We start from the raw sequence: 25,651 nt of genomic DNA, 5'->3' as shown, positions 1-25,651 counted from the left end.
GTGCAAACCGTGCGAAGAAGAGGTGTCCGATGGCACGCGGGAGTCTGAGCCGGCGCGACCTGTTGAAGGGCGCGCTCGCGGTCGGTGGTGGCGGCTTGATCGTGATGACCGCCGGCGGCGAGGTGGTGGCGTCGTCCAGCAGGCTGTCGTCCAGGAACATGCCGACGCCCTACACGAACCTGTTCCGCCGGCCGCCGGTGTTGCTGCCGGCCGAGGAGGGCGTGGACGAGCAGGGCCCGTACCAGCGGTACCGGCTCACCCAGAAGCTGGGCAAGGCGAGCATCCTGCCCGGGCTGACCACCACGGTCGCCGGCTACAACGGCATCTTCCCCGGCCCGACCATCCGGGTGCAGCAGGGCACCCGGACCGAGGTCCGGATCTGCAACGCCCTGCCGAGCACGAACACCCTCAACGGGCGCCCGTTCAGCACGGTCACCCACCTGCACGGGTCGGCCTCTCTGCCGCAGTACGACGGTTACGCCAATGATCAGACAAAACCCGGTCAGGTGAAGACGTACAAGTACCCGAACTGGCAGCAGGGACGGACCCTTTGGTACCACGATCACAACCATGGGGACACCGCCGAGAACGTGTACTCCGGTCTGGCCGCCCAGTACCACCTGAAAGATCCCTACGAGACGGCGCAATTGCCGCAGGGTGAATTCGACGTGCCGCTGGTGGTCAGCGACATCTCGTTCAACGCCGACGGCTCGGCCTCGTTCGAGCCGGAGGGCAACGCCGGCTACATGGGCGACGTGATCCTGGTGAACGGCGTGCCGTGGCCGAAGATGAAGGTCAAGCCGCGGGTGTACCGGTTCCGGGTGCTGGCCGCCACCATCTCCCGGTCGTTCCGGTACGCGCTGAGCACCGGCGACCCGATGTACATCGTCGGCACCGACGCGGGCATGACCCCGAAGGTGACCGCGGTGTCGTCGTTCCGGCAGGGTGGCGCCGAGCGCTACGAGATCCTGATCGACTTCCGGAAGTACAAGGCCGGCACGAAGATCGAGCTGAAGAACCTGAGCAACAAGAACAACGTCGACTTCGCCAACACCGGCAAGGTCATGCAGTTCGAGGTGGTCGCCGACTCCGGCCCGGCCGACCCCTACGAGATCCCGAAGACCCTGGACCTGGGGCCGCAGCCGTTCGCCAACCGGGGTGCGATCGAGGTCAACAAGCTGACCCCGGACATGGCCACCGCCCGGCGCCGGCTGCGCGTCGAGCGCAAGAACAGCCAGTGGACCGTCAACGGGGAGACCTGGGCGGACGTCGAGCACTCCGGCTTCAAGCGGGTGCTCGGCAACCCCAAGCCCTACGACGTGGAGATCTGGGACCTGGTCAACGAGTCCGGTGGCTGGTTCCACTCGTTCCACATCCACCTGATCGACGCCCAGATCATCGGGCGCAACACCACGTCCAACGGCAAGGCACACCCGTGGGAGGGCGGCGGCAAGGACGTCTTCTACCTGGGTGAGAACGAGACGGTCACCGCGCTCATGCAGTTCACGACGGGGGACGGCAACGCCGGCGGCCGGTACATGACGCACTGTCACAACCTGATCCACGAGGACAGCGACATGATGATCCAGTTCGCGGTCGGCGACCTGGAGACCAACGACCCGATCACCTCGGATCCGTGCGTGGACGAGACCGAGACCGAGATGCCGGTGAGCTACGCGCCGAGCTACCCGCTGGGCACGTGATGATCGGGAAGCTGCGCGGCGCCGCGCTCAGCCTGGCCCTGGTGCTGGTCGCGGTCGCGGTGGCGGCCTGGTCGGGTGGCTGGTTCGGCACGCCCCCGGCCGGGACGCCGGCGGCCGCCGCCACGATCAGTGACGACGCCGGCGACGACTGGGCGACCACCACGTTCGACGGGCCGATGGTGCGCAAGCGGGCGGCGATCGCCGTGCACCCGCGGCGGGACGCGGACCGCGAGCACGTCCGGAGCGAGCTGCGCGCCGCGGCCGAGGCGGAGCGGCTCGGCCAGCTGACCGACGCCACCTTCGCGGTGTTCAGCGAGGAGATGCTCACCTACCTGGTGCCCGAGGTCACGCTGGTGCTGCCGGAGGGCGTCACGGTGCAGCAGGCCGAGGCGCTGATGCGCGACCACCAGCCGGATGACGTGGCGTTCTACGTCACCCAGACGGTGCTGGTGCACGACCTCACGTTCGCCGTGGTGACCAACGGGGTGACCCCGGCGCAGGCGAAGGAGCGCGAGGACGCGGAGGGCATCCTGGCCGACTCGCTGAACCACTACGTGACCACCGTGCAGCCGGCCGGGCTGACCGTGCGCTACTTCGGGGCGCTGCTCAGCGACGGGCAGATCGGCGCGGTCCGGGAGGCGATGGCCCGGGCGGCCGGGACCACGGCCGACCGGGTGACCGTCTCGGCCACCTCGCCGGGAGACGGGGTCGATCTCTCCGCCGGGGTTCCGGAGCTGAATTCCACCGGAGAACACCACGGACATTGACCCGCTTTTCGCGTACGAAAGCCGCAAGCGGACCGTGCGTGCAGCGGACCTCAACGGAACCAGGCACCTCAGGCAGGCCATCTCGCGGAGCGGGGTGGCCTGCTTCAGTTCGGCTAGAGCTGGACCTCAGCCGCGCATCCCAGCATGTACGAAATTCCCGTGCTAAACGGGCATCTCGCGTCGTCCTGGGAGGGCGTCCGTTGCCGAAGCTCCGTTCCGTCGTCGCCATGGTGGCCCTGCTGGTCACCGCGGTCCTCGTGGCGCCCGCCGCCGCGCAGGCCGCCCCGATCGGTCAGGGATTCACCGTCACCGCAGCCGACCTGGCCTACATCCTCAAGCAGATCAAGATCGCTGAGGCGCACGTCGCCGGCACCACCAGCGCGACCGGCCCGTGCGGCGCCCTGCTCGGCACCGGGCCGAACCAGCTGGCCAGCCCGCTGCTCGCGATGGGCCTGCGGACCGTGGACGGCAGCTGCAACCACCTGAGCGCCGGCGAGGAGAAGTACGGCGCCGCCGACCAGGTCTTCCCCCGGCTGGTCCCGGCCCGGATGCGGGCCGGCTACACCGGGGCGAACGCCTCCGACGCGCAGCCCCGCCTGATCAGCAACCTGATCGCCGACCAGAGCGCCGCCAACCCGGCCGCGGTCGCCGCGTCGCCGATCGCCGACCCGGCCGCCGGCATCCCGAACGTGACCACCGACTTCGGGCTGTCCGCGCCGTACAACTCCTGGTTCACGCTGTTCGGGCAGTTCTTCGACCACGGCGTCGACCAGACGGTCAAGGGCAGCACCGCGGTGCTGATCCCGCTGTCCGCCGACGACCCGCTGGTGATCAGCGAGAACCTGCCGCCGCAGCTGCGGTTCATGGTGCTCACCCGGGCGGCCGGCGGCACCGAGGCCCGCAACACCGACACGCCCTACGTCGACAACTCGCAGACCTACACCTCGCACGCCGCCCACCAGGTCTTCCTGCGTGAGTACGACGCCCGGGCCACCGACACCGGCCGCCTGCTCACCGGCGCCGACGGCGGCCTGCCCACCTGGGCCGACGTCAAGCGGCAGGCCGCCGCCACCCTCGGTCTCCGCCTGACCGACGCCGACGCGCTGAGCGTGCCGACGGTGCTCGCCGACGCGTACGGGAACTTCGTCCCCGGCCCGGCCCGCGGCCTCCCGCAGTACGTCACCAGCACCGGGCTGGTCGAGGGCGACACCGCCGCCCCGGTCGCGGTGCCGGCGAACACGCTGCGCTTCGACACGCCGTTCCTCACCGACATCGCGCACGCCGCCGACCCGTCGAAGCCGGGTTACGACGCCGCGCTGCTCGACCGGCACTACATCGCCGGCGACGGCCGGGTGAACGAGAACATCGGCCTGACCGCGGTGCACCAGATCTTCCACTCCGAGCACAACCGCCTGGTCGGCGACGTCCAGCGGGTCGCCGACGACGCCGGGACCGCGGCCGAGTGGACCGGCGCCCGGCTCTTCCAGGCCGCCAAGTTCATCAACGAGATGGAGTACCAGCACCTCGTCTTCGAGGAGTTCGCCCGCAAGATCTCGCCGGCGATCAACCCGTTCCAGCCGTTCGCCTTCACCCAGTCCGAGATCAACCCCGCCGTCTACGCCGAGTTCGCGCACGCCGTCTACCGGTTCGGCCACTCGATGCTGACCGAGACCATCGCCCGGACCACCGCCGACGGCGCCGACGACTCGATCCCGCTGCTCGACGGCTTCCTCAACCCGGCCGCCTTCACCAACAACGGCACGCTCAGCCCGGAGCAGGCGGCCGGCGAGATCGTCACCGGGATGACCGGGCAGGTCGGCAACGACATCGACGAGTTCGTCACCGACACGCTGCGGAACAAGCTGCTCGGCCTGCCCACCGACCTGGCCGCGATCAACATCGCCCGGGGCCGGTCCGAGGGCGTGCCGCCGCTGAACGTGTTCCGGCGGGCGCTGTTCGACAAGACCAATGACGGGCGGCTCGCGCCGTACGTCAGCTGGGTCGACTTCGGCGAGAACCTGAAGCACCCGGCGTCGCTGGTGAACTTCGTCGCCGCCTACGGGACCGATCCGTCGATCAAGGCCGCCTCCGGGGTCGCTGCCAAGCGCGCCGCCGCCCAGAAGCTGCTGGACACCCCGGCCGGCGCGGCCTTCCTGAACGCTCCGGCCGCCACCTCCGGCGTCGACGACATCGACCTGTGGATCGGCGGGCTCGCCGAGACCCCCGACTTCTTCGGCGGGCTGCTCGGCAGCACGTTCGACTACGTGTTCGAGACCCAGCTGACCGCGCTGCAGAACGGCGACCGCTTCTACTACCTGGCCCGCACCCCGGGCATGAACCTGCGCAGCCAGCTGGAGGGCAACGCCTTCGCTGAGATGATCATGCGGAACACCACCGCCCAGGGGCTGCGCACCGACTCGTTCGCCACCGCCGACTGCAGCTTCGAGCTGGCCCGCCTGGCCGGCACCACGGCCGGCTTCGAGCGGTTCGGCAACTTGGTCGCCGACGACCCGGCCACCGACTGCGACGAGTCCGAGCTGCTGATCCGCCTCCCGGACGGCACCATCAAGCACCGCGGCCGCGGCGTCGCCAACCCGCAGTCGGTCTGGACCGGCACCGAGGACGCCGACCGGGTCAGCGCCGGCAACGACAACGACACCGTGTGGGGCGCCGAGGGCGACGACCGGCTGGACGGCGGTCCCGGCGCGGACTCGGTGATCGGCGGCGAGGGCGACGACATCCTCACCGACGCGAGCGGCGACGACCTGCCCCGCGGCGGCCCCGGCAACGACGCCATCGACGCCGGACCCGGCCTGGACATCGTGGTCGCCGGCGACGGCAAGGACTTCACCGACGGCGGCGCCAACGCCAACGAGACGTTCGCCGGCGAGGGCGACGACTTCGTGATCGCCGGGGACGGCGAGGACAGCGTCTGGGGTGACGCCGGCGACGACTGGGTGGAGGGCGGCAACTCGCCCGACCTGCTCCAGGGCGACAGCGGCAACCTGTTCTTCCTGGACGACTCCAACAAACCCGGCCACGACGTGCTGATCGGCCAGGGCGGCGACGACGACTACGACATGGAGGGCGGCGACGACATCGGCGTCCAGGGCCCCGGTATCGAGAAGAACGCCGGCGGTTCCGGCTATGACTGGTCGATCGCTGGTGCTGACTCCGTGGACGCCGACCTCGCGTTGCCGCTCGCGCCGCTGGACAACCTGACCATCGGTGTCCGGGACCGCTACAACGAGGTCGAGGCCCTCTCCGGCGGCTCGGGTGACGACATCCTGCGCGGCGACGACCTCACCCCGTCCGACCTCGGTGGCGGCGGCTTCCTCGGCTGCGACGCCCTGGACGCGGCCGGCGTCGCCCGGATCCACGGCCTCGACCAGGTCGTCACGTCGCTGACCACCCCGGTCTCGGCGGTCGGCAATCAGACCGGCCGGGCCTGTGACCTGCACGGCGATGTCTGGGGCGCGGGCAACATCCTGCTCGGCGGACCCGGCGACGACACCCTGCGGGGACGCGGCGGCGACGACCTCCTGGACGGCGACCGCTACCTCACGGTCCGCCTCAGCGTCCGCGACGCGGACGGCGACGAGATCCGCTCGGCGCGGAGCATGACCGAGCTGCAGGCCGACGTCTTCGCCGGCAAGATCAACCCCAAGGACATCGTCACGGTACGGGAGATCGTCACGTCCGCGACCCCGGGCAGCGACACGGCGGTCTTCGCCGGCAGCCGGGCGGCGTACGCGATCACGCCGGTCACCGGCGGCGTCCAGGTCGCCGGGCCGGACGGCACCGACACGGTCCGCAACGTGGAACTGCTCCGCTTCGACGACGAGACGGTGGACGTCACCGGGCTGTCGGCGTTCCTCGGGGTGTCGGCGTTCGCCGGGGACGGGTCGGCCACCGTGCTGATCACCGTGCCGGACGGTGCCGGGCTGACCGGCCTGACGCTGCGGCGGGCCAGCTCGGCCGGGACGGTGGAGACTTCGCTGCCGGCCGGGGCTCGCAGTGTGGTGGTGCCCGGGCTGACGAACGGGGTGGCCTACACGTTCCAGGTGCGGGCTGAGACGGGGGCCGGGCCGGGTGCTTGGAGTGCGGGGTCGGCGGCGGTGACGCCGGTCTTGGGCGCCGGCGGTGGCGATCCGGTTGGTGCTGCCACCCCGACCACCGCGCCTCCCGTTGTCACCACTCCGGAACCGACCTTCCCCGCACCGACCGCTCCTCTTCCTAGGGTCCCGGTCCCCACGATCCCGGTTCCTGTTCCCACGATCCCGGTCCCCACGATCGCGATTCCTGTTCCCACGATCCCGGTTCCTGTTCCCACGACCGCGGTTCCGACGGTTGTTCCGCCGCGGCCGGTGACGCCGGTGGCTCCGGGGGCGCCGATCATCGGGGTGGCGACCGGCGGGGACGAGAGCGCCGTGGTGCGCTGGGCCGCTCCGGGCAACGACGGCGGCAGCCCGATCTACGGCTACGAGATCCAGGTCCTCGACGACGAGACCGGCATCGTGGTCGGCGTCGACGCGACCGGCCCGGAGGCGACCGAACTCACCTTCACCGGCCTCACCAACGGCCTGCCCTACGCCTTCTGGGTCCGCGCCGTGAACGCCGCCGGAGCCAGCGAGTTCTCCGCCATCTCCAACCGCGTCATCCCCGGCCCGGCCATCACCTCCCCGTCCACCGGCTCCGGAACTGGCACCGGCTCCGGTTCAGGGACTGGGTCTGGCACTGGCACTGGCAGTGGATCGGGCACGGGCAGCGGCTCCGGCTCTGGCAGTGGTTCGGGATCCGGCACCGGCTCGGGGCCCGGCACGGGTAACCCCGGGAACGGCACTCCGACCACGTCGCCCACCGGCGGCCCGACGCCCGGCACCCCGACCGGCACTCCGCACCCGACCACCTCGCCGACCAACGGCCCGAATCCCTCCCCGACCGCCCCCACCGACCCGACCACCCCCAGCGACCCGACCACCCCGCCGACCACCGTCCGAACCGTCCCCGGCCCCGCCCGGATCGGCACCCCGGCGGCCGGCAAGGCCCTGGCCGTGGTCCGCTGGACCGCCCCGGCCAGCAACGGCGGCTCCCCGATCCTGCGCTACGAGATCCGCGTCCTGGATGCCCGGAACCACCAGGTCGGCACGATCCGCACCGCTCCGGCCACCGCCTCCGCCCTGACCGTCACCCACCTGACCAACGGAGCCGCCTACCGCTTCCAGGTCCGGGCCGTGAACCGGATCGGCGCCGCCGCCTGGTCCGCCATCAGCAGGGCGGTCACCCCGCACACCGTCCCGTCCGGCCCGCGCTCCCTCAAGGCCACCCCCGGCCGGGCCGGCGGCGCCGTCACCACCACCCTTCGCTGGACCACCCCGTCCACCACCGGCGGCCTCCCGCTCACCGGTTACCGCCTGACGGTCCAGCGCCTGACCAGCAAGGGCCAGCCCACCGGCAGCCCGATGGTGATCGCCTTCCGGAGTTCCACCCGGTCCACGACCTTCGTCGCGCCGGCCGGCACCCGACCGAACACCCGCTACCGCTTCACCGTCCAGGCCGTCAACGCCGCCGGCGCCAGCCCGTCCCGCGCCACCACCGCCCCCGCCCGCTGACCAACCCACTCACCCGTGATGCCGGCCCTCCTCGGAGAGGCCGGCATCACCCGTTCCCGCGCACCCGTTCCCGCGCACCCGTTCCCGCGCACCCGTTCCCGCGCGCCCGTTCCCGCGCGCCCGTTCCCGCGCGCCCGTTCCCGCGCGCCCGTTCCCGCGCGCCCGTTCCCGCGCGCCCGTTCCCGCGCGCCCGTTCCCGCGCGTTCGTTCCCGCGCACCCGTTCCCGCGCACCCGTTCCCGCGCACCCGTTCCCGCGCGTTCGTTCCCGCGCACCCGTTCCCGCGCACCCGTTCCCGCGCGTTCGTTCCCGCGCACCCGTTCCCGCGCGTTCGTTCCCGCCCCCCATTCGGCCCGCTCTTTTCCGTGCGCTCATCCCGGTCGGTCCCTCCACGTGCCCAGGCGCGCGCATTTCGGCCCGCCCCTTCCCGTGCACCCATCCCTCCCCGTCTTTCCGGATACCAGGCCGCCCGCTGACCCCCGGTCCACCCGGTCTCATCACGTTGGTCTGGAACGGGTGTGTCGGTGGATGGAAATCATCCGGGGATGCCGGTTCTTTGCGCTGGTCACGATGGGCATCACCGTGGACAACAGCCCTATGTCCGGGCCTCCTGCGCCAGACGAAGTTCCAGAGCCGGACCGGCTCGTCTGTCATGCCGCTGATCCAGCCCGTCGGTCCGGCCCGATGCCACATCCGCCAAGATCGACCGGCGTCCCGCGTGCCGTCAGCGGCTTGACCGGCGCTGACGGCGGAGTCCGCGGACCGGTGGTGGCTGAGCCGGTCACCCGGTGTTTTCCACACCAGCTACTTGTCCACAATCCGCTGGCCGGGGTCCGAGCTTTTTCGCCACACTGGCAGCGGGGGCAACCCCCTGGGAGGGCGGGACTCTGTGGTGGGGCGGGACGCCAATCGGCATTCGGCGCGGACGGCATTCGGTGCGAACCGCGTGAAGGCCCGAACGGCGTAAGGGCACGAACGGCGCGAGAGCGCGACGGCGTAAAGGCACGAACGGCGCGAGAGCGCGACGGCGCAAACGCCCGAACGGCGCAAACGCCCGAACGGCGCAAAGCCACAGACAAAGCAAAGGCCCGAACAGGTGCGGAGACACAAACGCCCACCGGGCACCCATCCGTACCAAAAAAGAGAAACGGCCGGCACCGGGCAGCGGCGCGGAACCGAAGACCCGCCCTGCCCGACACCGGCCGCCAAGAGGCCCTTACTCAGGCACCCGCCGATAAGCCCCATCACTGGCGCTGGTAGCCATCGACGCATAGGCCCGCAGCGCCGCCGAAACCGGCCGCTGCCGGTCCACCGGCGTGTACGGCTTGGCCCGCCGCTCCTGCTCGTGCCGGCGCTGGGCGAGCACGTCGTCGTGCACGTTCAGGGTGATGCTGCGGCCCGGGATGTCGATGATGATCTCGTCGCCCGTTTCGACCAGGGCGATCAGGCCGCCGCCGGCCGCTTCCGGGGAGACGTGGCCGATGGACAGCCCGGAGGTGCCGCCGGAGAAGCGGCCGTCGGTGATCAGCGCGCAGGCTTTGCCCAGGCCGCGGCCTTTGAGGAACGACGTCGGGTAGAGCATCTCCTGCATGCCGGGGCCGCCCTTGGGGCCCTCGTAGCGGATGATCACCACGTCGCCCTCGACGACCTCCTTGCCGAGGATGCCGGTGACCGCGGCGTCCTGGGACTCGTAGACCCGGGCCGGGCCGGTGAATTTCCAGATCGACTCGTCGACGCCGGCGGTCTTGACCACGCAGCCGTCCGGGGCGAGGTTGCCGAAGAGGATGGCCAGCCCGCCGTCGACGGTGTAGGCGTGCTCGACCGAGCGGATGCAGCCCTCGGCCGCGTCGGTGTCCAGTTTCGCCCAGCGGTTGGTGGTGCTGAACGGCTCGGTGGTGCGGACCCCGCCGGGCGCGGCGTGGAACAGCTCCAGCGCCTCCTCCGACGGCGAACCGCCCCGGATGTCCCACTTGTCCAGCCAGGCGGAGAGCGACGGCGAGTGGACCGCGCGGACGTCGGTCTTCAGCGCGCCACCCCGGTGCAGCTCACCGAGCAGCGCCGGGATGCCGCCGGCCCGGTGCACGTCCTCCATGTGGTACTTCGGGCTGTTCGGCGCGACCTTGGACAGGCAGGGCACCCGGCGCGAGATGGCGTCGATGTCGGAGACGCTGAAGTCCAGCTCCGCCTCCCGGGCCGCGGCCAGCAGGTGCAGCACCGTGTTGGTGGAGCCGCCCATCGCGACGTCCAGGGCGACCGCGTTCTCGAAGGCGCTCAGGCTGGCGATCGAGCGGGGGAGGACCGACTCGTCGTTCTTCTCGTAGTACTCCTTGGCGATCTCCACGATCAGCCGGCCGGCCTCGGTGAAGAGCGCCTTGCGCGAGGCGTGCGTGGCCAGCGTCGAGCCGTTGCCGGGCAGCGACAGGCCGATCGCCTCGGTCAGGCAGTTCATCGAGTTGGCGGTGAACATGCCGGAGCAGGAGCCGCAGGTCGGGCAGGCGGACCGCTCGATGGTGTCCAGCTGGGCGTCGGTGACGTTGTCGTTGGCGGCCGCGCTCATCGCGTCGACCAGGTCCAGCTTCTCGTGGACGATGCCCTCGATGGCGACCGTCTTGCCGGCCTCCATCGGGCCGCCGGAGACGAAGACCGTCGGGATGTTCAGCCGCAGCGCGGCGATCAGCATGCCCGGGGTGATCTTGTCGCAGTTCGAGATGCAGACCAGGGCGTCGGCGCAGTGCGCGTTCACCATGTACTCCACCGCGTCGGCGATCAGCTCGCGGCTGGGCAGCGAGTAGAGCATGCCGCCGTGGCCCATCGCGATGCCGTCGTCGACCGCGATCGTGTTGAACTCGCGGCCGACGCCGCCGGCCGCGGCGATCGACTCGGCGACCAGGCCGCCCAGGTCCTTGAGGTGCACATGCCCCGGTACGAACTGGGTGTAGCTGTTGGCGATGGCGACGATCGGCTTGCCGAAGTCGTCGTCGGTCATGCCGGTGGCGCGCCACAGGGCGCGGGCACCGGCCATCGTCCGACCGTGGGTCGAGGTCCGGGAGCGCAGCTCAGGCATTTCCCCATAGTGCCACCGACCAGGGCCGGGATCGCCACGGACGTCCACAGCGCGGGACGCGAAGGGTTTCGCGATCGACAGAGATCCGGCAAAGTGTGGTCCGTGCACTCACCGTCCGGTATGGAGCTTGCGGGCCTGGCCGGCCTGCTCGCCGCCGTCCCGGCGGTCGCCCTGCTCGGGCAGTCGGGCCGCCGGCACACCGGCGTGGCCCGCCGCGCCCACCTGCTGCTGGCCGCCGGTGGCGCGCTGGTCACCGCGGCCGCGCTGGCCGGCCTGGCCACCGCGCTGCTCACCGAGCACCACCACGACACGGCGCCGGGCAGCCGGACGCTGGCCACCGCGATGGCGGTCGGCATGGCGTTCGGCACCCTGACCCTGCTGGCCGGCACGGTGGCGCTGCCCGGCGCGGCCCGCGGCCCGGCCGCCGCCCTCCGGCACGTGCTGGACGGGCTGGTCATCGCCGCGGCGATCTGGTTCGTCGGCTGGGTGCTGCTGGCCCGCCCGACCCGGATCCTCGGCTCGGCCACCCCCTATCAGTGCGTCGCGGTGATCCTGCCGGCCCTGCTCGCGGTGCTCGGGCTGGGCCTGACCGGGGTGCTGGCGCTGCACGGGCACCGGCCGCGGCGGCACTCGGTCCGGGTCGGCGCCGGGGTGAGCCTGACCGCGATCGCCTCGGCCGGGGTGTCCGGCGGCATCTGCCGGCGCGGCGACGAGCTGGTGCTCACCTCGGTGCTGCTGCTCAGCGCCGGGCTGATCCTGGTGGCCTGGGCGGTGCGGGCCGCCGACCGGCCGGTCCAGGCGACCGGCGACGTTTTGGAGCGCGGCGGGGCGTACGCGGTGATCCCGATGCTCGGCGTGGTCGGCGCCCTCGGCTGGCACCTGGCGCGGGGCGGGACGCTCGACGCGTACGGATATTTCGGGATCAGCGTGGTCGGCCTGGCCCTGGTGGCCCGGCAGTTCCTCGCGCTGGACGACGTCCGGCGCTACACGGTCCAGCTGCGGCAGCGGGAGAAACACTTCCGCGACCTGGCCCACACCGACCCGCTGACCGGCCTGGCGAACCGCCGGGGCCTGCGGCTGGCCCTGCTCGCCGGCGGCCAGGAGCGGGCCCTGATCGGCATCGACATGGACGGCTTCAAGACGGTCAACGACCTGCGCGGCCACGACGTCGGCGACGCGGTGCTGGCCGAGGTCGGCGCCCGGCTCAAGCGCAACCTGCTGGCCGGCGACGTGGCGGCCCGGCTGGGCGGCGACGAGTTCGCGGTGCTGATGCACGGCGACGCCGACGAGGCGGTGCTGGCCGCGCACCGGCTGCTCGCCGTGCTGGGCGAGCCCTACGAGGTGGACGGCGGTCAGATCTTCCTCTCCGCCAGCGTCGGCGTGGCCTCCACCGGCGAGCTGCTGCACGACGCCGACCTGGCGCTGCGCTACGCGAAACAGCGCGGGAAGAACCGCGTCGAGCAGTACCAGGCGGGCTACGACGAGCTGCTGCGCCGCCGCGGCACGCTGACCGGCGAGCTGCGCCACGCGATCGACCGCGGCCAGCTGCGCCTGGTCTTCCAGCCGGTGGTGGCGCTGCCGTCGATGCGGCCGGTGGGCTGCGAGGCGTTGCTCCGCTGGACCCACCCGGAGCTGGGCCCGGTCCGCCCGGACGAGTTCATCCCGGTGGCCGAGGAGTCCGGCCTGATCAACCGGATCGGCGCCTGGGTGCTGGAGAATGCCTGCCGGCAGCTGGCCGACTGGCTGGCGGCCGGCCACGACATCTGGATGTCGGTGAACCTGTCGCCCAAGGAGCTGCACAACGCCGACTACGCCGCCCAGGTCGCCGACATCCTCACCGAGCTGGGCGTGCCGCCGCAGCGCCTGGTGCTGGAGGTGACCGAGCACGCGGTCGCCACCGACATGGAGGAGCTGGTCCGCCGGCTGGCCGAGCTGCGCGAGACCGGGGTGCGGATCGCCCTGGACGACTTCGGCGCCGGCTATTCGTCGCTCACCCAGCTGCGCACTCTTCCGGTGGACATTCTCAAGATCGATCACGCGCTGGTGGCCGAGCCGGAGTCCCGGACCGGGACCGCCGCCCCGCTGGTCGACGTGGTGGTCCGGCTGGGGCACCGGCTCGGGCTGGAGGTGCTGGCCGAGGGGATCGGCACGCCGGCCCAGCGTGAGGTGGTCGAGGAGGCGGGCTGCCGGCTGGGCCAGGGGTCGCTGTTCGGCTGGGGGGTGCCGGCCGAGCACCTGGAGTCGCGGCTGCTGTCGCTGCGCCCGAGCGGCCCGCGGCCGCTTCCGGCGCCGCGCCCGGCGCCGTCGGCGAACGCCGCGGCCCGTAGCCAGCTGGTCCGCCTCGGTCCCGGGATGCGGCAGCTCAGAGCGTTGTTGCCGACCGATCCGGAATTCTCCGCGTCGGTTGGTGATCAAAATGTGGGATCAGTTGACTCGGACCGTGAGATGAGGCAAGGTTAGCCGCATGTGCTTCGCGTCCCGAGTACTTATCTAAAGCGCACCGCTCCTGACCATCAGGAGGGTGCGCTAGGTCCCGTGCTTCTGCACGTGGGCCTTTTTTGTTGCTCAAGTGCTGGACGCCAACCCGAAAAGGTCTGAACTGCCATGACGAGACCCACGCCTGAAACCCTCGCCCACCGAGTCACTCCGGCCACCGTCGCGGCGGCTGCGAACTCCGCTCCGGCCGTCACGGCGCCGGTAGCCACCACCGGCGCCGGCGCGCTCGTCCGGTCGCTCGAGGCGCTCGGCGTCGAGGTCGCGTTCGGCATTCCGGGTGGCGCGATCCTGCCGGCCTACGACCCGCTGTTCGACTCGAAGGTCCGGCACATCCTGGTCCGGCACGAGCAGGGCGCGGGGCACGCGGCCACCGGCTACGCGCAGGCCACCGGCAAGGTCGGCGTCTGCATCGCGACCAGCGGCCCGGGCGCGACGAACCTGGTCACCCCGATCGCGGACGCCTACATGGACTCGGTCCCGATCGTCGCGATCACCGGCCAGGTGGCCCGCCCGGCGATCGGCACGGACGCCTTCCAGGAGGCGGACATCCAGGGCATCACGCTGCCGATCACCAAGCACAACTTCCTGGTCCAGACCGCCGAGGAGCTGCCCCGGATCGTCGCCGAGGCGTTCCACCTGGCGGCCACCGGCCGGCCCGGCCCGGTCCTGGTCGACATCCCGAAGGACGTGCTGCAGGCGCAGACCACGTTCACCTGGCCGCCCACCCTGGACCTGCCCGGCTACCGGCCCACCCTGCACCCGCACGGCAAGCAGATCCGCGAGGCGGCCCGGCTGATCGCCCAGGCCAAGCGCCCGGTGCTGTACGTCGGCGGCGGCGTCCTCAAGGCCGGCGCCACGGACGGCCTGCGCAAGCTGGCCGAGCTCACCGGCATGCCGGTGGTCACCACGCTGATGGCGCTCGGCGCGTTCCCCGACTCGCACCCGCAGCACCTGGGCATGCCCGGCATGCACGGCACCGTCCCGGCGGTCTACGCGCTGCAGAAAGCGGACCTGCTGGTCACCCTGGGCGCCCGCTTCGACGACCGGGTCACCGGCAAGCTGGACTCGTTCGCGCCGGACGCCAAGGTGGTGCACGCCGACATCGACCCGGCCGAGATCGGCAAGAACCGGCACGCCGACGTCCCGATCGTCGGTGACGCCCGGCACGTGATCGACGAGCTGATCGCCGCGGTGTCGTCCACCGCCGGCGGCGTCGAGCAGTACCCGGCCTGGTGGACCACGCTCAACGACATCCGCGAGCGGTACCCGCTGGGCTACGAGGAGCCGACCGACGGCACCCTGGCCCCGCAGTACGTGATCGAGCGGATCGGCGCGCTGGTCGGCCCGGACGCGATCTACTGCGCCGGCGTCGGGCAGCACCAGATGTGGGCGTCCCAGTTCATCAAGTACGAGAAGCCGGGCACCTGGCTCAACTCGGGCGGCGCCGGCACCATGGGCTACGCCGTCCCGGCCGCGATGGGCGCCAAGGTGGCCCAGCCGGACACCCAGGTCTGGGCGATCGACGGCGACGGCTGCTTCCAGATGACCAACCAGGAGCTGGCCACCTGCGCCTTGGAGGGCATCCCGATCAAGGTCGCCGTGATCAACAACGGCAACCTGGGCATGGTCCGGCAGTGGCAGACCCTGTTCTACGACGGGCGCTACTCCAACACCGAGCTGGGCACGCACAAGCACCGGATCCCGGACTTCGTGAAGCTGGCCGAGGCACTCGGCTGCATCGGCCTGCGCTGCGAGTCGAAGGACGACGTCGACAAGGTCATCCAGCAGGCCATGGAGATCAACGACGCGCCGGTGGTCATCGACTTCACGGTCGGCAAGGACGCCATGGTGTGGCCGATGGTCGCGGCCGGCACCAGCAACGACGAGATCATGTTCGCCCGGGACGTGCGTCCCACCTTCGAAGAGGACGACCTCTGATGACGAGCAAGCACACGCTGAGCGTGCTGGTCGAGAACAAGCCCGGTGTGCTGGCCCGGGTCAGCGGCTTGTTCTCCCGGCGCAGCTTCAACATCGACTCCCTGGCGGTCGGCGAGACGGAGAACCCGGACGTCAGCCGCATCACGATCGTGGTCGACGCCGAGTCGTCGCCGCTCGAGCAGGTCACCAAACAGCTCAACAAGCTGGTGAACGTCCTGAAGATCGTGGAGCTGGACCCGGCGCAGTCGGTCCAGCGGGAGCTCCTTCTGGTCAAGGTGCGTGCCGACCGGGCGCAGCGCGGCCAGGTGCTCGAGACCGTCGAGCTGTTCCGGGCGCGAGTGATCGACGTCGCTCCGGACACCCTGACGATCGAGGCCACCGGCAACCCCGACAAACTTGATGCGTTGCTGCGTGACCTCGAGCCCTATGGCATCAAAGAGATGGTCCAGTCGGGTCTCGTGGCCATCGGCCGCGGCTCTCGTTCCATCACCACCGGCCCGGCGCTCCGCGCCGCTTAGAAAGGCAAGTAATGACCGCGGAAGTTTTCTATGACGGCGACGCCGACCTCTCGATCATCCAGGGCAAGAAGGTCGCCGTCATCGGCTACGGCAGCCAGGGCCACGCCCACTCGCTGTCGCTGCGTGACTCGGGCGTCGAGGTCGTGGTCGGTCTGCAGGAGGGCTCGAAGAGCCGGCCGAAGGCCGAGGAGCAGGGCCTCACGGTGAAGACCCCGGCCGAGGCGTCCGCCTGGGCCGACGTGATCATGGTGCTCGCGCCGGACACCGCGCAGCGCAAGATCTACGCCGAGTCGATCGCGCCGAACCTGTCCGCGGGCAAGGCGCTCTTCTTCGGCCACGGCCTGAACATCCGGTTCGAGCTGATCAAGCCGCCGGCCGACGTGACCGTCGCGATGGTCGCCCCGAAGGGCCCCGGCCACCTGGTCCGCCGCCAGTACGTGGACGGCAAGGGCGTGCCCGCCCTGATCGCCGTCGAGCAGGACCCGGACGGCACCGGCCAGGCGCTCGCCCTGTCGTACGCGAAGGCGATCGGCGGCACCCGCGCCGGCGTCATCAAGACGACGTTCAAGGAGGAGACCGAGACCGACCTGTTCGGCGAGCAGGCTGTCCTCTGCGGCGGCACCGCGGCGCTGGTGCAGACCGGTTTCGAGGTGCTCACCGAGGCCGGCTACGCCCCGGAGATCGCGTACTTCGAGTGCCTGCACGAGCTCAAGCTGATCGTCGACCTGATGTACGAGGGCGGCATCTCCCGGATGCGCTACAGCGTCTCGGACACCGCCGAGTTCGGTGACTACGTCTCCGGCCCCCGCGTGATCAACGCGGAGACCAAGAAGGAGATGAAGGCGATCCTCGCCGACATCCAGTCGGGCGAGTTCACCCGCCGCCTGATCGCCGACGACGAGAACGGCGGCGCCGAGCTCAAGAAGTACCGCGAGCAGGGCGAGGCGCACCCGATCGAGGTCACCGGCAAGAAGCTGCGCGGCATGATGAGCTGGGTCGACCGCCCGATCACCGAAACCGCATAGTTTGTCGGATCAGCGCCTGGTCGATGTCGGCCAGGCGCTTTTCTCTGCCCAAAATCAAGGTCAATTTCTTCATATACGCAGGCCCGGCGGGGTGCGGATCGCATGCTCCCGGCACCCCTCTGTCAAGGGGTTGGTGTGAGGGGTGTTTTAGGGTGGTGGTTGGCGGGTCCGGGTTGTGACTTTTCCGAAGTGTCGATCTTGGGGTTTGGGTCGGCCGCGCTGGAGTTCAGAGTCGCCCCCGTGTGTCCTCCCGGACCCGTCGCTGTCTGTTGTGCCGTGTGGTCGTCTTTGATCATTTGGCGGTAGACGGTGTCGGACAGGCGTCGTTTCAACGCTCGCATGGCTTCCATCGCGGTTTTGCCTTCGGCGCGTTTGCGCTGGTAGTAGGCGCGGCCGGGGGTGTCGAAGCGGAGCTGGGTGATGGCCATGATGTGCAGGACCCGGTTGATGCGCCGGTTCCCGGCCCGGTTGAGCCGGTGATGATGGTTGTCGCCGGAGGACACGTCGATGGGGGCGGTGCCGTTCCAGGTGGCGAAGTGCCCGCGGGTCGGGAAGCGGCTGATGTCGCCGATGTCGCCGAGCAGGCGGGCGGCGCCGGAGGGGCCGATGCCGTTGAGGCTGGTCAGCTGGGTGCCGGTGGCGGCCAGCACGGTCTTCAGCTGCCGGTTGGCTGCTTTGATCTTGGTGTCCAGGGTGGTGAGCTCGTCGGCCAGGTCGCCGGCCAGCTGATAGCGGGTGGCGGTGACGATGTCGCCGGCCGGGACGCTGACGCGTTCGAGCAGGGTGCGGGCCTGGTCGGTGGTCAGGTTCTTCTTCGCGCCGCCGGGGATCAGTTCGAGCAGTAGCTGGTGCAGCCGGTTGATGGTCTCGGTGCGGGTGGCGCCGAGCTGGTCGCGGCGGTCGGCCAGCAGCCGCAGCGCGACGGTGGCGCCGTCGGCGTGAACGCGGCGCAGGCCCGGGGTGCGCAGGGCGGTCACCGCGATGTGGTGCGCGTCGTGACCGTCGGTTTTACGGCCGTGCCCGGTGTCAAAGTTGCGGGCTTTCGCGGCGAGTTTCGCCGGGACGTCCAGCACGGTTTCGCCGTCGGCGACCAGCCGCTGGGCCAGGTGCCGGCCGATGCCGTTACAGCCCTCGACCGCCCACACCCGGCCGGCGTGACGGCGGCCGGCGGCGAGCATCTGCTGGTAGCCACCGGTGTCGGTGCCGTACCTGCCACGGGCCAGCACCTGTTCACGCTCGTTGATGATCTCGATCGTCGCGGACCGCTTGTGCGGATCGACTCCAATGATCAGCTGACCCATGTACCCGTTGACCTTCCCGTCGTCGCGGCAGAACCACACCAGCGGGAGGGCAACGCTACTTACAGCTGGGCAAACCCCTCTTCAGCCACTCCGCGCCACGGTGACCGGCAGGGTCCAAGCCGGGAGAGAGCCACACCCCGCCATATGAGTGGGCAGCGCGGGCCTGAGCACCCTACCGATCACCTCGACCAAGCCTGGCCGGGCCGCGGTCGTACACCAAATTCTCTTTAAGTAGCGCGGGCCGAGGCCGGCGATCTGGCCGCTGGCGCGTCCAGAGCGATCGCCGCCCTCTTCACGGTCCGCGGGTGGTTCCGGAAACCCTCGATCGCGTGAATGAACTGAACCGGTGTCCGGGAAGCTCCGTACCATTTGGGTCCGTCAATACCGACGCACCTGGATGGAGAGTCGATGACTGCCATCGTCCTGGTAACCGAGGAATTGGCGCCCGCCGCGATCGACGTGCTCACCACGGACTTCGAGGTCCGGACGGTGGACGGCACGGACCGGCCCGCGCTGCTGAACGCCCTGCACGAGGCCGAGGCGGTGATCGTCCGGAGCGCGACCCGGATCGACGCCGAGGCCCTGGCGGCCGCACCGCACCTGCGCGTCGTGGCGCGGGCCGGGGTGGGGTTGGACAACGTCGACATCCCGGCCGCGACGGTCCGGGGCGTGCTGGTGGTGAACGCGCCGACCAGCAACATCATCTCCGCCGCCGAGCAGGCGGTGGCGCTGCTGCTGACCACCGCCCGGCACACCGCGAGCGCCAGCGCCGCGCTCAAGGCCGGCCGCTGGAAGCGCTCCGCCTACACCGGCGTCGAGATCTACGGCAAGACCGTCGGCGTGGTCGGGCTGGGCCGGATCGGGGTGCTGGTGGCCCAGCGGATGGCCGCGTTCGGCGCCCACCTGGTCGCCTACGACCCGTACGTGCAGCCGGCCCGGGCCGCCCAGCTCGGCGTCCGGCTGGTCACCCTGGACGAGCTGATCCGGGAGAGCGACTTCATCTCGGTGCACCTGCCGCGCACCCCGGAGACCGTCGGCCTGATCGGCGAGAAGGAACTGGCCGAGGTCAAGCCGGGGGTGCGGATCGTGAACGCGGCCCGCGGCGGCCTGGTCGACGAGCGGGCGCTGGCCGAGGCGATCGCCGACGGCCGGGTGGCCGGCGCCGGGCTGGACGTCTTCGCGACCGAGCCGCTCACCGAGTCGCCGCTGTTCGCCTTCGACAGCGTCACGGTCACCCCGCACCTGGGCGCCTCCACCGTCGAGGCGCAGGACAAGGCCGGGCTGGCGGTGGCCCGCAGCGTCCGGCTGGCGCTGCGCGGCGAGTTCGTCCCGGAGGCGGTGAACGTCCGGGCCGGCGGCGCGGTCGACGAGGAGGTCACGCCGCTGCTGCCGCTCGCCGAGAAGCTCGGCCGGGTGTTCACCGCGGTGGCCGGGGGAGTGGCCGCCGGGGTGACCGTGGAGGTGGCCGGGGAGGTCGCCGCGCACGACGTCACGGTGCTCCGGCTGGCCACCACGAAAGGGTTGTTCGCGTCGGTGGTGGAGGAGCGGGTGACGTACGTGAACGCCCCGCAACTCGCCGCCGACCGGGGCGTCGAGGTGGCGCTGGCGACGTCGGAGGACGCCGGCGAACACTCCAGCCTGATCACGGTGCGCGGCGCGCTGCCGGACGGCCGCCCGGTCGCGGTAGCCGGGGCGGCCGGCAAGCTGGTCGAGGTGGACGGCTTCGAGCTGGACCTGCCGGCCGACGGCGTGCTGCTGCTGTTCCGCTACCGGGACCATCCCGGCGTGGTCGGCCGGATCGGCACCACGCTGGGCCGGGCCGGGGTCAACATCGCCGCGATGCAGGTGGCCCGCCGGGCGGCCGGCGGCGAGGCGCTGATGACGCTGACCGTGGACTCGTCGGTCGACCCCGACCTGCTGGCCGAGGTCGCCGCCGAGATCGGCTCCTCCCACGAAGCCGCGGTCGACCTGCGCGCCGACTAGCCGACGCGCAGCGGTGGCGGGTAGACCGTGCCGTCCTGCAGGTCCAGCAGGTCCAGGTTCAGCTCGGCGGCCAGCCGCTCGATCGTCTCCAGCACCACGTCCGGGCAACTCTCGTCGAGCCGCATCTGGATGTGGTCCGCGGCCGCGTGCAGCGGCGCGCTCGCCCACGGCGAGCCGGGCCCCGTCGCACGCGGCCCGCGGTCCGGATAAGTACTGGTCAAGGCGTCGTAGAAGGCGACGACACGGGGGTCGGCCGGGCGTTGCGGGTGTACGCCCTCGGCGCACCGCGCATTGGCGGCACGCACCTGATCCGGCGCCGCCGCGGGGTCCATCGCCCACACCACTAGGTCGAAACTCACCGGCGCATGGTGCCATCACCACCGCCCCAGGGTGAGAACCCGTGGGCCGACACGCGGGGATGCGTCTTGCGCGTCATTAGTCCGCATCGCTAGCGTTGTCCCCAGCCGCACGTCCCGGGTGGACACGTCTTCGGGTGACGGAGTCCGTCGTGGGGCCGCGCGCTTCCGGCGGGACCGAGCCACGCGTACTCGTCGCATCAACCCCCGTGACCGTTTGCCGCGGTCCGGGGGTTGTTCGCGTCCGGGGGAGGTCCGGAGGGAGGGCCCGGGAGGGGTCCGCCGGGGTCCGGCGGGCCCGGTGGATTCCGCGGAGCGTCCGCAACAAGTCCGGAAAGCCCGCGCCCGACCCGAAGATCATCCAGCGAAAACGCCCCGGGCGTTCAAAAGCTGGGACCATCGTTCCGGGCTTCGGGATCTAGCGTTACCGTGAGTGCTGATTATCCGGACGTGGCAGGGAGAGAATCGTGAGCGTGGCGCGGATCGCGGTGGTGGCCGGCGACGGCATCGGTACCGAGGTGACCGCGCAGGCGCGCAAGGTGATCGACGCGGTCCTGCCCGGGGTGGACTACAACGAGTACGACCTCGGCGCCCGCCTCTACCACCGCACCGGCGAGGTCCTGCCCGCGTCGGTCCAGACCGAGCTGGCCGGCCACGACGCCATCCTGCTCGGCGCGATCGGCGACCCGAGCGTCCCGCCGGGCGTCCTGGAGCGCGGCCTGCTGCTCAAGCTCCGCTTCGACTTCGATCAGTATGTGAACCTGCGCCCGTCGAAGCTCTGGCCCGGCACCACCAGCCCGCTCGCCGGCGTGAAGCCCGGCGAGATCGACATGGTCGTGGTCCGCGAGGGCACCGAGGGGCTCTACGTCGGCGCCGGCGGCGTCCTGCACAAGGACACCCCCGCCGAGATCGCCACCGAGGAGAGCCTGAACACCCGGCACGGCGTCGAGCGGGTGATCCGGGACGCGTTCGCCCGCGCCCAGCGCCGCGACCGCCGCCACGTCACCCTGGTGCACAAGACCAACGTGCTGACCCACGCCGGCAACCTGTGGTCCCGCGCCTTCGCCGCGGTCGCCGCCGAGTTCCCCGAGGTCACCACGGAGTACCAGCACATCGACGCGGCCAGCATGTTCATGGTCAGCAACCCGCAGCGGTTCGACGTGGTGGTCACCGACAACCTGTTCGGCGACATCCTCACCGACATCGCCGCCGCGGTCACCGGTGGCATCGGCATGGCGGCCAGCGGCTCGGTCAACCCGGAGCGCAAGTTCCCGTCGACCTTCGAGCCGGTGCACGGCTCCGCGCCGGACATCGCCGGCAAGGGCATCGCCGACCCGGCCGCCGCGATCCTCTCCGCCGCGCTGCTGCTCGAGCACCTGGGCAGGCACGCCGAGGCAGCCCGGGTGACCGAGGCGGTCGCGGCCGAGGTGGCGTCCCGCGCGCCGGGCGCCGCGCTGCGCACCGACGAGGTCGGTGACCGGGTCGCCGCCGCGCTCTGACGGCACGGCACCCGTTCCCAAATCCCTCTGCGGGTCATGGTTTTAACGACCGTTCGGGGTAGATTCATGGGCGCACTACGGGTGCCCCCTCAGAACTTTTCCGCAGAAAGCAGGTCCCTTTGTCATGAGCGGTGGTGACAGCCTCGAGTTCGAGATCCGTCCGAACCCGGCGCCCGTCGCGGACGCCGAGCGCGCCGCGCTGCTGGCCAACCCCGGATTCGGCCGGATCTTCACCGACCACATGGTCACCGTGCGGTATGCCGACGGCAAGGGGTGGTATGAGCCGCGGGTCGAGGCCCGCGCCCCGATCCCGATGGACCCGGCCAGCGCGGTCCTGCACTACGCCCAGGAGATCTTCGAGGGGCTGAAGGCGTACACGCTGCCCGACGGCGGCGTGGCGATGTTCCGCCCGGAGGCCAACGCGGCCCGGTTCGCGCTGTCCGCTCAGCGGATGGCGATGCCGGCGCTGCCCGAGGAGATCTTCCTCAAGTCGCTGCACGAGATCATCGCGATCGACCGCAAGTGGCTGCCGGAGGACGAGGACGGCAGCCTCTACCTGCGGCCGTTCGCCTACGCCAGCGAGGTCTTCCTCGGCGTGCGCCCCGCCCTGGAATATCTTTTCCTGGTGATCGCCTCCCCGGTCGGGCCGTATTTCTCCGGCGGCGTCAAGCCGGTCTCGGTCTGGGTCACCCCGGACTACACCCGGGCGGCCCCCGGCGGCACCGGCGCGGCGAAGTGTGGCGGCAACTACGCGGCCGGCCTCTCCGCTCAGGCCGAGGCCATCGAGCACGGCTGCGACCAGGTGGTCTACCTGGACGCGGTGGAGCGGAAGTACATCGACGAGCTCGGCGGCATGAACGTCTTCCTGGTCCTGGACGACGGCACCCTGGTCACCCCGCCGCTGACCGGCACCATCCTGCCCGGCATCACCCGCGACTCGGTGATCAAGCTGGCCGAGCGGGCCGGCCGCCGCGTCGAGGAGCGCGCCGTCAGCCTCCAGGAGTGGCGCGACGGCGCCGCCTCCGGCCGTGTCCGCGAGGCCTTCGCCTGCGGCACCGCCGCCGTGATCACCCCGATCGGCACCATCCGCAGCCTGGACGGCGACTTCACCGTCGCCGACGGCGGCCCCGGCGAGGTCACCATGGACCTCCGCAAACAGCTGGTCGACATCCAGCGTGGCCGTGCCGAGGACACCTTCGGCTGGGTCCACCGAGTCGCCTGACCCACCACCGAGAAGCCGGCGGAGAGTTCCTCTCCGCCGGCTTTCGCGTTTTTCCGCACACCTGTGACGCGCGTGACACCCTGTCGTACGACTAGTGCACGCCCGACAAGTTGGCTAGCGTCTATGGCATGCCTTCCCAGTTACACGAAACTCTCATCGAGATGTTCCGGGACCGGCCGGCATTCGCTGCGGACCTGCTCGACCAGGCTCTGCGAATTCCCGTGCCGGAATTCGACGAGGCGCACCTGTCCTCCGCCGATTTCACGAACGTCGCACCTACGGAGTACCGAGCCGACGCGGTCGTCACCCTGATTCATGAGGGCGCCGCCACGTTCGCGATCATCATCGAGGTGCAACTTCGCATCGACGGCCACAAGCGCTTCTCCTGGCCGGCCTACGTGGCCACCCTGTACGCCCGCCTGGGCTGTCCGGTGGCGCTGTTGGCGATCTGCCCGACCGAGGCCATCGCAAGGTGGGCTGCGGTGCCGATCGCCATCGGGCCGCCCGGCTCGACAGTGTTTCCCATGGCGCTCGGTCCCGAGCAGGTTCCCGTGATCATCGATCCCGAAGAGGCCTGCCATCTGCCCGAAATGGCGATTCTGTCAACTCTCGCCCATGCCTCCCGGCCGGACCGGGACGCACTCTTCAACGCCCTGTTCACCGCACTTGACACCATCGAGCCGGGGCGTGCCGCTCTATACACTGATTTTGTGCTCGCGGCTCTGCCGCCGGCGGCTCGGATGTTCCTGGAGGAGTTCATGGCCACTACGAGTCATCACTACCAGAGCGACTTCGCCCGTCGTTACTTCAAACAGGGGGAAGCGCAGGCGCGAGCTGAAGCCGTCCTCGCCGTCCTTGATGCCCGCGGGATCGAGACGCCGGAGCTGTTCCGCGAGAAGATGCTCGCCTGCACCGATCAGGACCGGCTCGCCCGCTTGATCCAACAGGCGGCCACGGCTCGGGAGTTGGACGACCTGGACTTCCTGGATGACATGTCGGCCCCCTTCCAGTGCGAGCCGGACGTCTAGTGGCACCGTCGCGACCAGCCGGTCACCTGCATCCGCCGGGCGCAGGTGACCGGCTGCCTGCTCGGGTGGGTCAGTCTTCGAGGAGGTGGCGGCGCAGGGAGGTGATCTCGGCGTCGGTGAGGCCGATCTCGCGGACGTAGCCCTCGACCGAGCCGTGCAGAGCCCGGAGGTCGTCGAGGAAGAGCAGCATGGCGGCCGGTGGGGAGTCGAACATGTGCTCGTTGCCCTGGATCGACTCCGGGGCCTTCTCCAGCAGGTACGCGGTGAGCGGGGCCATCGCCTCGGTGGTCAGCGCGTAGTCGGCGGCGATGTCCTCGTCGGAGACGCCGAGCAGGGAGAGGGTGAGCGCGCAGATGGTGCCGGTCCGGTCCTTGCCGGCCATGCAGTGCACCACGACCGGCGCGGCCGTCGGGTCGGCGATCAGGCGCAGTGAGTCGAGGATGCCTTCCCGGCCGTCCTCGGCGAAGTTCAGGTAGCGGTCGGCCAGCCAGCGCTCGTGGTCGGTGCCCTCCGGGTGCTCGACCTCCTCCCAGTCGATGTGCTTGAGCACCAGGTTGCGATAGTCGAGGCCGTAGCGCTCGTGGACCCGGCCGAAGCGTTCCACCTCGGTCGGGCGGCGCAGGTCGATCACGGTCCGGACGCCCAGGGCGGTGAACGCCGCCGCGTCGGCGTCCCCGATCCGGTGCAGCGAGTCGGCCCGGAACAGCCGGCGCCAGCGTACCCGCCGGTCGTCGAGACCGCGGTATCCGCCGACGTCGCGGAAGTTGTAGGTCGCGGAGAAGCCCAGGTTTCGTGAGTACGATTCGGCAACCACGCCGACCAAACTAGCCCGCCTTGTCGATCTCCCGGCCCGGCGAGCTCATCCGCTCACCACTCATCGGCGGCCGCGGCGTCTCGGCCTCGTCCGGCTCCACCGCGTCGTCCGAGTCGTCGACCGGTTCGTCCGCCGGCCGCCCGCCGTGCCGGAAGGTCCGCGGGTCGAACGCGCCACCGGGATGCTGCTGCACGAACTCGCCCTGCGCGTCGCTGATCAGGCCACCGGCCCGGTCGGGATCGTTCTGCCGGAGTTGCGGGTCGCTCATGCTCGCCGCATACCCCCGGGCGGGCGTACGTACCGTCTCAAGTTGTGGGTTTTTCCGT

The 25,651-nt window shown here is 70.8% G+C and carries 16 protein-coding genes; 11 read left to right on the top strand and 5 right to left on the bottom strand.

Features of this window, described 5'->3' with window-relative positions; translation table 11 throughout:
* Positions 1–29 precede the first annotated feature (29 nt).
* The 3 genes from BJY16_RS02790 to BJY16_RS48250 all read left to right on the top strand — a co-directional run bounded on the left by BJY16_RS02790 (position 30) and on the right by BJY16_RS48250 (position 8,082).
* Positions 30–1,703, top strand: a complete 1,674-nt coding sequence (locus tag BJY16_RS02790; protein ID WP_185037555.1) for a multicopper oxidase family protein — start codon at positions 30–32, stop codon at positions 1,701–1,703.
* A complete protein-coding gene (locus BJY16_RS02785; protein WP_185037554.1) occupies positions 1,700–2,470 on the top strand; it encodes a hypothetical protein in 771 nt (256 codons plus the stop codon). Before BJY16_RS02790 ends, BJY16_RS02785 begins: the two co-directional genes overlap by 4 nt.
* A 200-nt stretch (positions 2,471–2,670) precedes the next feature.
* Positions 2,671–8,082: a peroxidase family protein gene (locus tag BJY16_RS48250; protein WP_185037553.1), complete on the top strand. Its 5,412-nt coding sequence runs from the start codon at positions 2,671–2,673 to the stop codon at positions 8,080–8,082.
* A 1,215-nt stretch (positions 8,083–9,297) separates the two neighbouring features.
* Here the strand turns inward: BJY16_RS48250 and ilvD are convergent.
* Positions 9,298–11,145: a dihydroxy-acid dehydratase gene (gene ilvD, locus BJY16_RS02775; protein WP_185037552.1), complete on the bottom strand. Its 1,848-nt coding sequence runs from the start codon at positions 11,143–11,145 to the stop codon at positions 9,298–9,300.
* A gap of 120 nt (positions 11,146–11,265) precedes the next feature.
* On the opposite strand from ilvD, the gene BJY16_RS02770 reads away from it, so the two are divergent.
* The 4 genes from BJY16_RS02770 (at position 11,266) to ilvC (ending at position 17,122) form a co-directional block, all read left to right on the top strand.
* Positions 11,266–13,605: a putative bifunctional diguanylate cyclase/phosphodiesterase gene (locus BJY16_RS02770; protein ID WP_185046235.1), complete on the top strand. Its 2,340-nt coding sequence runs from the start codon at positions 11,266–11,268 to the stop codon at positions 13,603–13,605.
* Positions 13,606–13,749: 144 nt separating this feature from the next.
* Positions 13,750–15,579, top strand: a complete 1,830-nt coding sequence (locus tag BJY16_RS02765) for an acetolactate synthase large subunit (RefSeq protein ID WP_185037551.1) — start codon at positions 13,750–13,752, stop codon at positions 15,577–15,579.
* On the top strand, positions 15,579–16,097 hold the full coding sequence (gene ilvN, locus BJY16_RS02760) for an acetolactate synthase small subunit (protein ID WP_185037550.1): 519 nt from the start codon (positions 15,579–15,581) through the stop codon (positions 16,095–16,097). Before BJY16_RS02765 ends, ilvN begins: the two co-directional genes overlap by 1 nt.
* An 11-nt stretch (positions 16,098–16,108) precedes the next feature.
* Positions 16,109–17,122 (top strand): ketol-acid reductoisomerase, encoded by a 1,014-nt coding sequence (gene ilvC / locus BJY16_RS02755; protein WP_185037549.1) that lies wholly within the window; start codon positions 16,109–16,111, stop codon positions 17,120–17,122.
* 122 nt (positions 17,123–17,244) lie between these two features.
* On the opposite strand, the gene BJY16_RS02750 is transcribed toward ilvC, so the two are convergent.
* Positions 17,245–18,462: an IS110 family RNA-guided transposase gene (locus BJY16_RS02750; RefSeq protein ID WP_311775284.1), complete on the bottom strand. Its 1,218-nt coding sequence runs from the start codon at positions 18,460–18,462 to the stop codon at positions 17,245–17,247.
* Positions 18,463–18,831: 369 nt separating this feature from the next.
* On the opposite strand from BJY16_RS02750, the gene serA reads away from it, so the two are divergent.
* Complete coding sequence (gene serA, locus BJY16_RS02745) at positions 18,832–20,406, top strand: phosphoglycerate dehydrogenase (protein ID WP_185037548.1); 1,575 nt, start codon at positions 18,832–18,834, stop codon at positions 20,404–20,406.
* Here serA and BJY16_RS02740 read toward each other — a convergent pair.
* Positions 20,403–20,738: a hypothetical protein gene (locus tag BJY16_RS02740; protein ID WP_221502215.1), complete on the bottom strand. Its 336-nt coding sequence runs from the start codon at positions 20,736–20,738 to the stop codon at positions 20,403–20,405. The two genes, serA and BJY16_RS02740, sit on opposite strands and share 4 nt — an antisense overlap.
* Positions 20,739–21,235: 497 nt before the next feature.
* On the opposite strand from BJY16_RS02740, the gene BJY16_RS02735 reads away from it, so the two are divergent.
* The 3 genes from BJY16_RS02735 to BJY16_RS02725 all read left to right on the top strand — a co-directional run bounded on the left by BJY16_RS02735 (position 21,236) and on the right by BJY16_RS02725 (position 24,511).
* On the top strand, positions 21,236–22,261 hold the full coding sequence (locus BJY16_RS02735) for a 3-isopropylmalate dehydrogenase (protein ID WP_185046234.1): 1,026 nt from the start codon (positions 21,236–21,238) through the stop codon (positions 22,259–22,261).
* 124 nt (positions 22,262–22,385) lie between these two features.
* Positions 22,386–23,483, top strand: a complete 1,098-nt coding sequence (locus BJY16_RS02730) for a branched-chain amino acid aminotransferase (RefSeq protein ID WP_185037546.1) — start codon at positions 22,386–22,388, stop codon at positions 23,481–23,483.
* A gap of 128 nt (positions 23,484–23,611) precedes the next feature.
* A complete protein-coding gene (locus BJY16_RS02725; RefSeq protein WP_185037545.1) occupies positions 23,612–24,511 on the top strand; it encodes a hypothetical protein in 900 nt (299 codons plus the stop codon).
* Positions 24,512–24,581: 70 nt separating this feature from the next.
* On the opposite strand, the gene BJY16_RS02720 is transcribed toward BJY16_RS02725, so the two are convergent.
* Both BJY16_RS02720 and BJY16_RS02715 read right to left on the bottom strand, forming a co-directional pair.
* Positions 24,582–25,325, bottom strand: coding sequence for a tyrosine-protein phosphatase (locus BJY16_RS02720; RefSeq protein ID WP_185037544.1), 744 nt, complete (start codon positions 25,323–25,325; stop codon positions 24,582–24,584).
* A 10-nt stretch (positions 25,326–25,335) separates the two neighbouring features.
* Positions 25,336–25,593, bottom strand: coding sequence for a hypothetical protein (locus BJY16_RS02715; RefSeq protein ID WP_185037543.1), 258 nt, complete (start codon positions 25,591–25,593; stop codon positions 25,336–25,338).
* Between the last annotated feature and the right edge of the window lie 58 nt (positions 25,594–25,651).

It is taken from the genome of Actinoplanes octamycinicus (assembly GCF_014205225.1).
Lineage (GTDB): Bacteria > Actinomycetota > Actinomycetes > Mycobacteriales > Micromonosporaceae > Actinoplanes > Actinoplanes octamycinicus.
This window is presented reverse-complemented; position numbering and strand designations above follow the sequence as displayed.